This is a genomic window from Stenotrophomonas sp. MMGLT7, assembly GCF_021168555.1.
Classification (GTDB): Bacteria; Pseudomonadota; Gammaproteobacteria; order Xanthomonadales; family Xanthomonadaceae; genus MMGLT7.
The window spans coordinates 1-14,288 of sequence record NZ_JAJOZS010000020.1 but is presented as its reverse complement, the minus strand read 5'-3'; the positions used below and the strand labels follow the sequence as shown (position 1 = coordinate 14,288).

At 71.0% G+C, this 14,288-nt stretch carries 7 protein-coding genes; 2 read left to right on the top strand and 5 right to left on the bottom strand.

Translation table 11 applies throughout. The features are described 5' to 3' along the window. The first annotated feature begins 55 nt into the window (after nt 1–55). Together LRX76_RS17480 and LRX76_RS17475 are read left to right on the top strand one after the other, a co-directional pair. The gene (locus tag LRX76_RS17480; protein ID WP_231806911.1) at nt 56–3,289 is read left to right on the top strand and encodes an efflux RND transporter permease subunit; all 3,234 of its coding nucleotides are present in this window, start codon (nt 56–58) and stop codon (nt 3,287–3,289) included. A gap of 115 nt (nt 3,290–3,404) precedes the next feature. Further along, nucleotides 3,405–6,545, top strand: coding sequence for an efflux RND transporter permease subunit (locus LRX76_RS17475; protein ID WP_231806910.1), 3,141 nt, complete (start codon nt 3,405–3,407; stop codon nt 6,543–6,545). 236 nt (nt 6,546–6,781) lie between these two features. Here the strand turns inward: LRX76_RS17475 and LRX76_RS17470 are convergent, their stop codons facing one another. From LRX76_RS17470 to LRX76_RS17450, 5 genes are all read right to left on the bottom strand, one after another. Further along, nucleotides 6,782–8,842, bottom strand: coding sequence for a TonB-dependent receptor (locus LRX76_RS17470; protein ID WP_231806909.1), 2,061 nt, complete (start codon nt 8,840–8,842; stop codon nt 6,782–6,784). Nucleotides 8,843–8,940: 98 nt separating this feature from the next. Next, a complete protein-coding gene (locus LRX76_RS17465) occupies nt 8,941–11,004 on the bottom strand; it encodes a TonB-dependent copper receptor (protein WP_231806908.1) in 2,064 nt (687 codons plus the stop codon). Between the two features lie 78 nt (nt 11,005–11,082). Continuing rightward, a complete protein-coding gene (locus LRX76_RS17460) occupies nt 11,083–11,598 on the bottom strand; it encodes a DUF2946 family protein (protein WP_231806907.1) in 516 nt (171 codons plus the stop codon). Between the two features lie 36 nt (nt 11,599–11,634). Next, nucleotides 11,635–12,999: a VOC family protein gene (locus tag LRX76_RS17455; protein WP_231806906.1), complete on the bottom strand. Its 1,365-nt coding sequence runs from the start codon at nt 12,997–12,999 to the stop codon at nt 11,635–11,637. Between the two features lie 200 nt (nt 13,000–13,199). Continuing rightward, a complete protein-coding gene (locus tag LRX76_RS17450) occupies nt 13,200–13,766 on the bottom strand; it encodes a hypothetical protein (RefSeq protein ID WP_231806905.1) in 567 nt (188 codons plus the stop codon). Nucleotides 13,767–14,288: the final 522 nt, after the last annotated feature.

Sequence of the window (14,288 nt, the reverse complement as noted above, 5' to 3'; positions counted from 1 at the left end):
ACTTCCCCCGCCGGCCCCCGGGCCGGCACCCGATCCATCCAGCAAGGATCCGCCCGTGGGCTTTTCGACCATCTTCATCCGCCGCCCCATCGCCACTTCTCTGCTGATGGCCGGCGTACTGCTGCTGGGCATCCTCGGCTACCGCCAGCTGCCGGTGTCGGCGCTGCCGGAGATCGACGCCCCCAGCCTGGTGGTGACCACCCAGTACCCGGGCGCCAACGCCAGCACCATGGCCTCGCTGGTGACCACGCCGCTGGAGCGCCAGTTCGGGCAGATCTCCGGGCTGGAGCTGATGACCTCCGACTCCTCGGCAGGGCTGTCGACGATCATCCTGCAGTTCTCGATGGACAAGGACATCGACATCGCCGCGCAGGACGTGCAGTCGGCGATCCGCCAGGCCACCCTGCCCTCGTCGCTGCCCTACCAGCCGGTCTACAACCGGGTGAACCCGGCCGACGCGGCGATCCTGACCCTCAAGCTCACCTCCGACACGCTGCCGCTGCGCGAGGTCAACCGCTACGCCGACTCGATCCTGGCGCAGCGGCTGTCGCAGGTGCCGGGCGTGGGCCTGGTGTCGATCGCCGGCAACGTGCGCCCGGCGGTGCGCATCCAGGTCAACCCGGCGCAGCTGTCGAACATGGGCCTGACCATGGAGGCGCTGCGCAGCGCGCTGACCGAGACCAACGTCTCCGCGCCGAAGGGCTCGCTCAACGGCAAGACCCAGTCCTACAGCATCGGCACCAACGACCAGCTGACCACCGCCGAGGAATACGCGCAGACCATCATCAGCTACAGCAACGGCCGCCCGGTGCGGCTGTCGGACGTGGCGCAGGTGGTGGACGGGGTGGAGAACGACCAGCTGGCGGCCTGGGCCGACGGCAAGCCGGCGGTGCTGCTGGAGGTGCGCCGCCAGCCCGGCGCCAACATCGTGCAGACGGTGGAGCAGCTGCGCGCGATCCTGCCGCAGCTGCGCGCGGTGCTGCCGGCCGACGTGCACCTGGACGTGTTCTCCGACCGCACCGAGACCATCCGCGCCTCGGTGGCCGAGGTCAAGTTCACCCTGGTGCTGACGATCTGCCTGGTGGTGGCGGTGATCTTCGTGTTCCTGCGCCGGCTGTGGGCGACGATCATCCCCTCGGTGGCGGTGCCGCTGTCGCTGGCCGGCACCTTCGGGGTGATGGCCTTCGCCGGCATGTCGCTGGACAACCTGTCGCTGATGGCGCTGGTGGTGGCGACCGGCTTCGTGGTGGACGACGCGATCGTGATGATCGAGAACATCGTGCGCTACATCGAGCAGGGCAAGAGCGGGCCGGAGGCGGCCGAGATCGGCGCGCGCCAGATCGGCTTCACCGTGCTGTCGCTGACGGTGTCGCTGGTGGCGGTGTTCCTGCCGCTGCTGCTGATGCCGGGCGTGACCGGGCGCCTGTTCCACGAGTTCGCCTGGGTGCTGTCGATCGCGGTGACGATCTCGATGCTGGTGTCGCTGACGCTGACGCCGATGATGTGTGCCTACCTGCTCAAGCCCGACGCCCTGCCCGAGGGCGAGGACGCGCACGAGCGCGCCGCCGCGGCCGGCAAGCAGAATCTGTGGACGCGCACCGTCGGCCTGTACGAGCGCTCGCTGAACTGGGTGCTGGCGCACCAGCCGCTGACCCTGGGCGTGGCGATCGCGGCGATGCTGCTGACGGTGCTGCTGTACGTGGTCATCCCCAAGGGCCTGCTGCCCGAGCAGGACACCGGGCTGATCACCGGCGTGGTCCAGGCCGACCAGAACATCGCCTTCCCGCAGATGGAGCAGCGCGTGCAGGCGGTGGCCGAGGCGCTGCGCAAGGACCCGGCGGTGACCGGCGTGGCCGCCTTCATCGGCGCCGGCAGCATGAACCCCACGCTCAACCAGGGCCAGCTGTCGATCGTGCTCAAGCAGCGCGGCGATCGCGACGGCCTGGACGCGGTGGTGCCGCGGCTGCAGCAGGCGGTGGCCGGCATCCCCGGGGTGGCGCTGTACCTCAAGCCGGTGCAGGACGTGACCCTGGACACCCGCGTGGCCGCCACCGAGTACCAGTACTCGCTCTCCGACGTGGACAGCACCGAGCTGGCCACCCAGGCCCAGCGCATGACCGAGGCGCTGCGCAAGCTGCCCGAGCTGGCCGACGTGGACAACAACCTGGTCAACCGCGGCAACGCGCTGGAGCTGACCATCGACCGCGACAAGGCCAGCGTGCTGGGCGTGCCGATGCAGACCATCGACGACACCCTGTACGACGCCTTCGGCCAGCGCCAGATCTCCACCATCTTCACCGAGCTCAACCAGTACCGCGTGGTGCTGGAGGTGGCGCCGGAGTTCCGCACCAGCACTGCCCTGCTCAACCAGCTGGCGGTGGCCAGCAACGGCAGCGGCGCGCTGACCGGCTCCAACGCCACCAGCTTCGGCCAGGTCACCTCGTCCAACTCGTCCACCGCCACCGGCATCGGCAACCAGAACACCGGCATCGCCGTCGGCGCCGGCAGCATCATCCCGCTGGCGGCACTGGCCGAGGCCAAGGCCACCCACACCCCGCTGGTGGTCAGCCACGAGCAGCAGCTGCCGGCGGTGACCATCTCCTTCAACCTGGCGCCGGGCTACTCGCTGTCGCAGGCGGTCAAGGCGATCGAGCAGGCGCGCGAGGAACTGCAGATACCGTCGCAGGTGCGCGCGCAGTTCATCGGCAAGGCCGCCGAGTTCACCGGCAGCCAGAGCGACATCGTGTGGCTGCTGCTGGCCTCGGTGGTGGTGATCTACATCGTGCTGGGCGTGCTGTACGAGAGCTACATCCACCCGATCACGATCATCTCCACCCTGCCGCCGGCCGGCGTCGGCGCGCTGCTGGCACTGATGCTGTGCGGGCTGAGCCTGTCGGTGGACGGCATCGTCGGCATCGTGCTGCTGATCGGCATCGTCAAGAAGAACGCGATCATGATGATCGACTTCGCCATCGAGGCGCGGCGCACCGGCGTCAGCGCGGTGGAAGCGATCCACCGTGCCTGCCTGCTGCGCTTCCGCCCGATCATGATGACCACCGCGGCGGCCATGCTCGGCGCGCTGCCGCTGGCGCTGGGCAGCGGCATCGGCTCGGAGCTGCGGCGCCCGCTGGGCATCGCCATCGTCGGCGGCCTGCTGCTGTCGCAGCTGGTGACGCTGTACACCACGCCGGTGATCTACCTGTACATGGAACGCCTGTCCGAACGCCTGCGCGCCTGGCGCGAGCAGCGCGCGGCGCGGCATGCCGTTGCCGCTGCGGAGCGCGCATGAGCCGGCACGCCTGCGGCGCCCCCGTAGCAGCGACTTCAGTCGCGATGGGGCCGTACCGGGAAAGCTCCATCGCGACTGAAGTCGCTCCTGCGGCGATGGGGACAGGAGCCGCGGCATGAACCTGTCCGGCATCTTCATCCGCCGCCCGATCGGCACCAGCCTGCTGGCCGCCGGCCTGTTCGTGATCGGCCTGCTCTGCTACCTGCGGCTGGGCGTGGCGGCGCTGCCCAACATCCAGATCCCGGTGATCTTCGTCCACGCCACGCAGTCCGGCGCGGATGCCTCGACCATGGCCTCCACCGTCACCGCTCCGCTGGAACGGCACCTGGGCCAGCTGCCCGGCATCGACAGCATGCGCTCGTCCAGCTCGGAGGGCAGCAGCATGGTGTTCATGATCTTCCAGAGCAACCGCGACATCGACTCGGCCGCGCAGGACGTGCAGACCGCGATCAACGCCGCGCAGGCGGACCTGCCCTCCGGGCTGGGCACGCCGATGTACCAGAAGGCCAATCCCAACGACGACCCGGTCATCGCCATCGCCCTGACCTCGCGCACGCAGTCGGCCGACGACCTGTACAACGTCGCCGACTCGCTGCTGGCGCAGCGCCTGCGCCAGATCGACGGCGTGTCCTCGGTGGACATCGCCGGCGCCTCGACCCCGGCGGTGCGGGTGGACGTGAACCTGCGCGCGCTCAACGCGATGGGGTTGACCCCGGACGACCTGCGCAACGCGGTGCGCGCGGCCAACGTGACCTCGCCCACCGGCTTCCTGTCCGACGGCCGCTCCACCCTGGCCATCGTGGTCAACGACTCGGTGGCCAGGGCGGCCGACTTCGGCAACCTGGTGGTCGCCACCCAGGACAACGGCCGGGTGGTGCGGCTGAGCGACGTGGCCAACGTCTACGACGGCCAGCAGGACGCCTACCAGGCGGCCTGGTTCGGCGGGCAGAAGGCGGTGGTGATGTACGTGTTCACCCGCGCCGGCGCCAACATGGTCGGCACCGTGGACCGGGTGAAGGCGCAGATCCCCGAGCTGCGCAGCTACCTGCAGCCGGGCACCACGCTCACCCCCTACTTCGACCGCACCCCCACCATTCGCGCCTCGCTGCACGAGGTGCAGGCCACGCTGATGATCAGCCTGGCGATGGTGGTGCTGACCATGGCGCTGTTCCTGCGCCGGCTGGCGCCGACGCTGATCGCCGCGGTCACCGTGCCGCTGTCGCTGGCCGGCTCGGCGCTGGCGATGTACGTGCTCGGCTTCACCCTCAACAACCTGAGCCTGCTGGCGCTGGTGATCGCGATCGGCTTCGTGGTCGACGACGCCATCGTGGTGATCGAGAACATCACCCGCCATCTCGACGAGGGCATGCCGCGACTGCAGGCGGCGCTGGCCGGCGCGCGCGAGATCGGCTTCACCATCGTCTCGATCACCGCCTCGCTGGTGGCGGTGTTCATCCCGCTGCTGTTCGCCAGCGGCATGGTCGGGGCGTTCTTCCGCGAGTTCACCGTGACCCTGGTGGCGGCGATCGTGGTGTCGATGATCGTCTCGCTGACGCTGACCCCGGCGCTGTGCAGCCGTTTCCTGTCGGCCGAGAAGGATGCCGCGCAGCCCGGCCGCATCAGCCGCTGGCTGGACGGCGCGCACGCGCGCATGCTGCGGATCTACACCGCCGCGCTGGATTTCTCGCTGCGCCACGCGCTGCTGCTCTCGCTCACGCCGCTGCTGCTGATCGTGGCCACGGTGTTCCTGATGGGCGCGGTCAAGAAGGGCTCGTTCCCGCCGCAGGACACCGGCCTGATCTGGGGCCGCGCCAGCTCCAGCGCCACCGTGTCGTTCGCCGACATGTCCGAGCGCCAGCGCCGCATCACCGACATGCTGGTGGCCGACCCGGCGGTGAAGATCGTCGGCGTGCGCCTGGGCAGCGGCCGCCAGGGCTCCAGCGCGCAGTTCAACATCGAGCTGAAGTCGCGCGCCGAGGGCCGCCGCGAGAGCACCGCGCAGGTGGTGGCGCGGCTGAGCCTGAAGGCCGACCGCTACCCCGACCTGCAGCTGCGCCTGCGCGCGATCCAGGACCTGCCCAGCGACGGCGGCGGCGGTACCAGCCAGGGCGCGCAGTACCGCGTCTCGCTGCAGGGCAACGACCTGGCGCAGCTGCAGGAATGGCTGCCGAAGCTGCAGGCCGAGCTGAAGAAGAATCCCAAGCTGCGCGACGTCGGCACCGACGTGGACAGTGCCGGGCTGCGCCAGAACATCATCATCGACCGCGCCAAGGCGAAGCGGATGGGGATCTCGGTCGGCGACATCGACGGCGCGCTGTACGGCGCCTTCGGCCAGCGCTCGATCTCCACCATCTACGCCGACCTCAACCAGTACTCGGTGGTGGTCAACGCGCTGCCGCAGCAGACCGCCACCCCGGCGGCGCTGGACCAGATCTACCTGCCCAACAGCGCCGGCACCATGATCCCGCTGACCGCGGTCGCCCGCCAGGAGCCGGGCCTGTCGCCGCCGCAGATCACCCACGAGAACCAGTACACGACGATGGACCTGAGCTACAACCTCGCCCCGGGCGTGAGCACCGGCGAGGCCGACGCGATCATCCAGGCCACCGTCGCCGGCCTGCGCATGCCCGGCGACATCCGCATCTCCGACGGCGGCGGCTTCGGCGTGCAGCTCAATCCGAACTCGATGCTGATCCTGGTGCTGGCGGCGATCATCACCGTGTACCTGGTGCTGGGCATGCTCTACGAGAGCCTGATCCACCCGGTGACGATCCTGTCCACGCTGCCGGCGGCGGGCATGGGCGCGATGCTGGCGCTGTGGCTGACCGGCACCGAGCTGTCGGTGATCTCGATGATCGCGCTGGTGCTGCTGATCGGCATCGTCAAGAAGAACGCGATCATGATGATCGACTTCGCCCTGGTGGCGCAGCGCGAGCATGGACTGACGCCGCTGCAGGCCGCGCGCGAGGCCAGCATCGTGCGCTTCCGCCCGATCATGATGACCACGATGGTGGCGATCCTGGCGGCGGTGCCGCTGGCGGTCGGACTGGGCGAGGGCTCGGAGCTGCGGCGGCCGCTGGGCATCGCGATGATCGGCGGGCTGCTGATCTCGCAGAGCCTGACGCTGCTGAGCACGCCGGCGCTGTACGTGATCTTCTCCTGCCTGAGCCAGCGCTGGCACGACTGGCGCGCGCGCCGCCGCGAGCGCCGGCAGGCACGGGCGGCGGCACGGCGCGGGCCGCTGGCGGCGCCCTAGCCACGCTGCAACGGCAGCAGGCGTGGTCCTCGCCTGCTCGTGCGGGCCGGTGGCCGGTGGCCGGTGCCATGGCACGGGAATGACGGGCAGCAGCCCCCAGCAGGAACGACGTAGGAGCGACTTCAGTCGCGATTGGGCTTCACCGGTAGAGCCCCATCGCGACTGAAGTCGCTCCTACGCCGCTCCTACGTCGCGCATACGGGTCGTCGCACGTACCGGAGACCGCGAACCGGCCGTCAGAAGCTCCGGCTCCAGCTCACATGGAAGGCGCGCCCGTCGCCGGGCGAGTAGCCTTCCGAACCGCTGTCGTACCAGGCGTAGACGTAGGCCCGGTCGGTCGCGTTCCTGACCTGCAACGCCAGCTCGCTGGTGTCGGCCAGGGTCCAGGTGGCGCCCAGGTTGGCCAGCACGTAGCCGCCGTAGCGCCCCTCGGTGTTGCTGCGCTCGATGTAGTAGTCGCCCTGGCCGTTGCCCCAGGCGCTGAGCTTCAGCCGCGGCGTCGCCTGCCAGTCCACGCCGGCGCTGGCCAGCCAGCGCGGCACGTTCTCGATCTGCCTGCCGCGCGTGAGCGGCGCGCTCGGGTCGGGGGCGACGATCCTCGCCGTCTGCCGCGAGTACGCCAGCCATGCCTGCCAGCGCTCGCCCGGCTGCAGGTTCAGCTGCACGTCCCAGCCCTTGCGCACGGTCTTGCCGACGTTGCCGACCTCGCCGGTGCCGACGCTTCCGTCCACGCCGAGGACGGTGGCGACCTCGCCGGACGCGCGCTGTTCCCAGTAGGCCACGCGGGCATCGGCGCGGCGCCACGGCCGCAGCCTCAGGCCCGCTTCCCAGCCGTCGTTGATCGACGGCGACAGCTGGTGCGCCTGGGTGCGGTAGGCGCCGTTGCCGCTGCCGATCTGGAAGGTCCGTCCCCAGTTGGCATAGACGCTGGCATCGGCTCCCAGCGCCTGCGAGACACTGATCTTCGGCTGCCGGATCGTGCCGTAGCCATACACCGGGTAGCGCGCACCGCCATCCACGTCGGTGAAGTCGCCGTACACGCGATCGATGCGATAGGCCGGCACGATCTTCAGCCCGCCCGGCGCGCGGACGACGGCCTGCACGTAGGCCCCGCGCGTGTCCAGCGAGTACGCCCAGTCGCGCAGCACCGCCGAGCGCTCGCCGTCGACGATGGCGAAGCGCCGCGAGACGTTGTCCTGCCACTGCGCGTCCACGCCGGCCTCCACTGCCAGTTCCTCGGCCCAGTCCACCGCGGGCCGCCAGGTGAGGGTGCCCAGCAGGCCACGGTGGGTCTCGTCGCTGTAGCGCTCCTGGCGCACGCCGGCGGCGGTGAACTTGACCACGCGGTCGTTGCGGTAGCGGTTCACGTAGGCCTTGGCGCTCCAGTGCCAGTCGCTGCCGGCCTCGCCCTCGGCGCTGAGCGTGGTCTGCGCCAGCTGCCGCTCGCTGTGGTCCTGGCGCGAATAGTCGGGCGAGCTGCGCGGACGGGCCACCGCGTCGGCGTATTGCAGGTAGCCCGGTTCCTGGGCGTCGTTGCGGTAGTAGCGGCCGCTCAGCCCGGCCTTCCACATGCCCTGCGGGTCGGTATAGAACCACTTGCCGGAGAACACGCGGCGGATGGCCCGGGCGTGGTCGCGGTATCCGTCCGAATCGCGCCAGGCGACGAAGTAGTCCTGGCTCCACGGCCCCTGCACGAATCCCTTGGCCAGCTGGATCTCCCGCGTGCCGAAGCTGCCCGCGCCCAGGCTGACGACGCCGTCGTCGCGGCCCTGCCGGGTCACCACGTTGACGTCGCCGGCGATGGCATTGAGGCCGTAGCGCGCATCGTTGGTGCCGCGCACGATCTCGATGGCCTCGATCTCCAGCGGGAACACCGCGTCCAGGTAGGGCATGCCGCCGGCGTTGTCGTTGCTTGGGACGCCGTCGATCAGCAGCTTGACCGCGTTGATGCGGCCTTCGCCGTTGAAGCCGCGCAAGGAGATGCGGCCGGCGTCGGTGCCCATGCGGAACTCGGTCACCTGCACCCCGGGGGCGCGCTTGAACAGCTCCCAGCTGTAGTCCACGTGCTGGTCCTGCAGCAGGTCGGCGCCGAGGATGTCCACCGAGGTGGACACGTCGCTCGCGGCGATCGCGCCCTTCCTGCCGGCGGCCTCGACCCGGACCTTGCCCAGGGTCAGGACCGCGTCGTCTGCGCCGGCGGCGGCGGTGGCAAGGCACGCGCCGGCCAGTGCGGCGCCGGCGGGCAGGGTCCGGCGCAGGACACGCGCCAGGATCGCGATGGCAGGACGCTTGGTCATGGGATGGTTCATGTCGTTCGGTCTCGAAAGCCGCCGCCCGGCAATCGCCGGACAGCGGACACGGCGTCGCACACCGGTTTCCCGGGGCGACCTCGGGCTCAGTAGCGGTAGCCCAGGCGCACCCACCAGGTGCGGCCGGGCTCGTGGATGCGCACCGGGTCGGCGGGGAAGCCGAAGTCGGCGCTGCCGGCCAGGTTCAGGTGCTCGCTGTAGTCGCGGTCGAACAGGTTGTCCACGCCGGCTGTGAGGCCCAGCGCGTCGCTGAAGCGGTAGCCGCCATTGAGCGCGAAGGTGGCGAAGCCGGCGCTGCGGCCCAGGTCCTGGCCGGTGACGCTGCCTTGCCCCGCGGCCACCCTGCCCTGCCGCGCCACCGCGCGGAACACCGCGCCGGCCGTCCAGCGGCGGCCCTCCCAGGCGGCGGTGACGCGCCCGTCCAGCGGCGGCATCTGCGCCAGCGGGCGGTGCTGGCTGCGGTTCTCGCCCCAGGCGTAGGCCAGCGTGGTGCCCAGCGTCCAGCCGTCGGCCGGGCGCCAGTCCACGCCCATCTCGCCGCCGGCGATGCGCGCGTCCACGTTGCCCGCCTGCGAGCTGTCGCCCATCGCGCCGCCGGCGCCGTAGGTGAACAGGATGTAGTCGCCGATCCGCCCGGCGTAGGCCGATACCCAGGCATCCACGCGCTCGCCGCGGTACTGCGCGCCGATGTCCAGCTGGGTGGTGCGCTCGGGCCTGATCGCGGAGAACGCGTTGACGCTGCCGGCCGGCCCGCTGTCGGCGGAGAACAGTTCCCAGTAGTCGGGCATGCGCTCGCTGCGGCCCAGCCCGGCATACACGTTCCAGCGCGCGTCCAGGTCGCGCTCGTAGCGCAGGAAGGCGCTGCCCAGGTGCTCGCTGCGGGTCTGCCCGCGGGTGGGGTTGGCCATGCCCATCATGCCGGTGGTGGCGCGCTGGTCGCGGGCCTGGGCGCGGTCCAGGCGCAGGCCGCTCACCCAGCGCTGCGGCCGGCCCTTGCCGAAGGTGGCCTCGGCGAACGCACCGGCGCTGCGGAAGGCCGCGTCCTCGCTGCGCGGTTGCAGCCGGTAGGCGCCGCGGCCGCTGGCGCTGCGGCTGCGATGGCGGCTGTCCTGGGCGTCCACGCCGGCGGTCAGGGCGACCTCGCCCCACTGCCAGTCGCCGGCCACGCGCCCGCCGCGGGTGCGGCGGTCGACGTTGGAGGCCATCGCCATCGGCATCGCGCTGTCCGGGTTGGGGGTGCGCAGCGTGTAGTTGTCCATCACGTGGTCGGCGGCGTTGTAGTAGACGTTGGCCGCCAGGCCGGTCCACGTCTCGCTCAAGCGCTTGCGCTCGAAGCGCAGGCCGTAGCTGGTGCGCTCGAACGCGGCGCCGTCCATGCTGCGCCCGGCGTAGCGGGCCAGCGCGTTGCCGCGGCCGGCGCCGAGTTCCAGCACGGTATCGGCATCGGGCGTCCAGCCGACCGCCACGTCGCCGTTCCACTTGCGCCACTTCGACGGCACGACGTTGCCGGCGCCGTCGCGGTAGTCGCCCGACTCGGAGCGGTTGCCGCCCACCCGCACGTAGCCGCCGGGGCTGCCCAGGGTGGCATCGAGCACCTGGTCGTTGCGTCCGCGCGAGCCGCCCAGCGCGCTGGCGTCGAGCTTGATGCCCGGCGCGTCGAAATGCGGCAGCTCGCGCTCGAAGCGGACCGTGCCGGCCGACGCCCCCGGTCCCCACAGCACGGTCTGCGGCCCCTTGACGATGGTCAGCCGGTCGTAGCTCTCCGGGGCGATGTAGGACAGCGGGTTGTCCATGCGCGCCGGGCAGGCGCCGATCAGGCTGCCGTCGTTGCTGAGCACGTTCAGGCGCGAGCCGAACATGCCGCGCAGCACCGGATCGCCGTTGCTGCCGCCCTGGCGCAGCACGGCGAAGCCGGGCACGGTCTTGAGGTAATCGGCGCCGTCGCTGGCCGGCACCGGCTGCCGCGGCAGCTTGGGATCGGTGGTCCAGGTCAACGGCGAGGACGGACGGGTGGCGGTGACGACGATGGCGTCGAAGTTGCGGGCTTCGCCATCGGCGCCGACGTCCTGCGCGGCCAGGGCGGGAAACGCGGCCTGGCACAGGCAGCACGACAGTGCCGCCCACAGCGGCGACGGGGAAAGGGATCGCATGCTGGAACTCCTGAAAGAACACGCACGCGCGTGACGCCGCAGGCGGCATCGCGCGCAGGAACAACGCAAGGGCGTGGATCAGGCCGCCAGCGGCGGGCCGCGGGGCGCATGCGCGCGCCGCAGGACGGGAACGAAGACCGGCAGCAGCCGTCGCACCAGCGGCAGCGGCGGATGCAACGGCGGCAACAGCAGCCAGGCGACGGCCAGGACCAGCAACAGGCGCCCGGCGAGCAGGCAGTAGTCGCAGGCCTCGCCGTGCGCGGCATGGCTATCCCCCACCTGGCCGTGGCTGCCGTGCGCGGCCGCTGTTGCCGCATCGGCCGAACCGTCGGCGGCATGGGCGTGCATCGTCATGGCCATCGCGGCAGCCGCACCGGTATCCGCGGCCATGGCCATATCGGCGTGGGCGTGGCCGGGCATGCCGGCGTGGGCCGCCCCGGAAGTCGTGTGCGCAGGCGCCGCCGGGCCGCGCGGACCCGGCAGCGGGCCATGGGCCTGCACCCAGCGGCTCAGCAGCGGCGCGCACAGCATCAGCAGCACCGCCAGCACGGCGAGCCGCTGCATCAGGCGCGACTGGGGTCGGGACAGGATCACGGCGCCATTGTAGCTAGGCCCGGAAGTCCGCTGGCGTCATTGCCCTGCGCGCAGGCGCCGCAGGGAGTCGTCCTGCAGTTGCGCGTACAGCGCGAACGGATCGGCCACCGCCGCGCCCAGCGCCTGCTCGAACGCGTCGCGGTTGGCGCGGGCCGCGTAGGCGCCCTGTTCTGCACCGCCGAGGTTGGACTGGAAGATGCCCGCCGCGCTGACCGGCAGGAAATCCTCGTAGACGATCGGGTCGGCGCTGGCCAGGCCGTGGGCCAGCAGTTCCTCCAGCGGCCGCGTGCGCAGCGCCTGCGGCTCGGCGCGCCCGGCGGCGGTGGCCGCGTAGCGGAAGTAGCCCAGTTCCTCCCGGCGCAGGGTGTCGTGGTCGTCGGGGAACGCGGCGAAGGCCGCCTGCAGCCGCTGCACGTAGTCGCCGCCGGTGCTGCCCTGGCCTTCGCGCGCCTGGTCCAGCAGCGCGTCGTACAGCGCGCGGCCCTTGGGCGTGAGCGCCAGGCCGCGCTGCTCGATCTCGCCGAAGCGCGCGGTATGGGTGCCGGCCTGCGCGCCGGCGTCGTCCGGGAACAGCACCGGCTCCTGCAGCGCCTTGAAGCTGGTCTGCCGCAGCAGGATCGGGCAGCGCCGCCGCGGCGGGCCCTCGATCACCGCCTTGGCGTCGATGCCGCGGCGCTGCATCTGCGCCTGCGCGGCGTCGATGTCGAGCGTGCGCGGGGTGAGGTGGTTGATGTGCGGGCCGCGGAAGCAGACCACGTCGGCGATCAGCCGGTGCGCGTCGCTCAAGGCGCGGTAGGTCGCCAGCGACACCGTGGCCTGGCGGTGCCAGCGGAACGTCTCCAGCGCCTCGGCGACGAAGCGCCGGGCCTCGTCGTCGTCCAGGCCGCCGGCCTGCTCGCAGCGCTCTATGAGTTCCAGCGCGCCGGCGGTGAAGATGTCGCGCCGCGCCAGGATCGCCGCGGCCTGCGCGCGCAGCGCCTCGTCCTCGATCAGGTCCAGCCGCAGCAGCGAGGTGAACACGCGGAACGGATTGCGCGCCAGCGCCTGCGCCTCGACCGGGCGGAACGCGGTGGAATGCACCGGCACCCCCGCCACCGACAGGTCGTAGTAGCCCACCGGCTGCATGCCCATCACCGCGAACATGCGCCGCAGCGTGGCCAGTTCGCGCGCGCTGCCGACGCGGATGGCGCCGTGGCGCTCCAGGTCCAGCCGCTGCAGGTCGTCGCTGCGCCGCAGTTGCGCGGCCAGCGCCGGATCGGCGTCCAGGGTGTCGGCATTGACCTGCGACACCAGCTCCATCAGCGTGCCGTACAGCGGCACCTCGCTGCGGTACATCTCCGACATCGCCTGCGCGAACAGGCTGCGGATGTGGTCGGGCGAGACGTGGGCGGCATCGTTCATCGGGACATCCGGGGGCGAAGGAGACCGGGCAGGCCCCGGCGAGCGCGCATTCTCGCCCGGCGGCCGCACGGCGGCGAGTTGCGGTGCAGCGTTGGGGATTGGGGATTGGGGATTGGGGATTCGGGATTGGGGATTGGGGATTGGATAAAAGCAGGAGCAACGCTTTTGCGAATCCCCAATCCCGAATCCCGAATCCCCAATCAAAGCCTCGCCTTGTCCGCCGCCTCGGCCGCCTGCGCCGCCTCCCGCGCGCGCTGCAGCCGCCGCTCGCGGTCACCGAGCTGGCGCAGCAGCGTCGCGTCGAGCTCGATCGGCCGGTCCCAGCGGTCATAGCTGGCGACGATGGCGTGGCGCACCGCGCGGTAGTGGAGGTTGTTCGGCTCGATCGGCAGGCGCCCGACCACGCCCTTCCAGCCGTCATGGTGGTCGCGGCTCCAGGCACGCACCGCCTCGCGGCAGGACAGGTTCATGGCGAACGTCCAGGCGCAGGCGAAGTAGATGTCGCCCGGCCGCCAGTGCTGCTGCTCCAGCAGCGCCTGCACGTAGCCGCGGCGGACGTTGGCGTAGCGGGCCAGCTCGTCGAGGAAGCTGTCCGGATAGCGGCGGGCGTAGACGTCGATGTCCGCCAGCTGGCGGTCGATCCAGGCATCGCCGGTGGCCGGCCACTGCACCTGCGCGGCGTCGACGGTGGACGGCGGCGTCGCCGGCGATGCCGCCGGCGACGACAACGGCAGCAACAGGATCAGGCAGGCGAGGTACGGGCGCATGCCCCGATTCTGCCCGCCCCCTGCCCGCCTGTCAGCCGGCATGGCGGCAAGCGTTCACCGCCACGGCGACCGCAACAGCAACGGCCCCCCCTCCCCAGCCCTTCGCAAGGGAGGGAGTAACAGCAGGGCATCCTGCTTCACGAGACGTGCGGGGCTACGGCGCCATTCCTGCCAAGCGTGAGCGACGAGAACCTCCCCAGACCCGGAGGGCGCCGCCCATGGATGGGCGGCGTTTTCCGACCGAGCCATGGATGGCGAGTCGGAAAATCCCGATAACCCATCAGGCGTAGGCTCTTGACGTTGCAGGGAAAGCGTTTTTCTTTGGTTCCGTTTCTTTTGGCGCTTATCCAAAAGAAATGAACCCGGCCGCGTCAGCGGGCGGAAGCCTTTGCTTCCGCTTCCATGCCGAACATGCGGACCAAGAATCTGTCCACGATCTCCTGTAGGAGCGATGTAGGAGCGACTTCAGTCGCGATGGGGCTTTACCGGTAAAGCCCCATCGCGACTGAAGTCGCTCCTACG

Excerpts from the sequence above, each read along its gene's own strand:
- LRX76_RS17455 (WP_231806906.1), bottom strand. The coding sequence starts at position 12,999 with ATGAACGATGCCGCCCACGTCTCGCCCGACCACATCCGCAGCCTGTTC.
- LRX76_RS17465 (WP_231806908.1), bottom strand. The coding sequence starts at position 11,004 with ATGCGATCCCTTTCCCCGTCGCCGCTGTGGGCGGCACTGTCGTGCTGC.
- LRX76_RS17470 (WP_231806909.1), bottom strand. The coding sequence starts at position 8,842 with ATGACCAAGCGTCCTGCCATCGCGATCCTGGCGCGTGTCCTGCGCCGG.
- LRX76_RS17450 (WP_231806905.1), bottom strand. The coding sequence starts at position 13,766 with ATGCGCCCGTACCTCGCCTGCCTGATCCTGTTGCTGCCGTTGTCGTCG.
- LRX76_RS17475 (WP_231806910.1), top strand. The coding sequence starts at position 3,405 with ATGAACCTGTCCGGCATCTTCATCCGCCGCCCGATCGGCACCAGCCTG.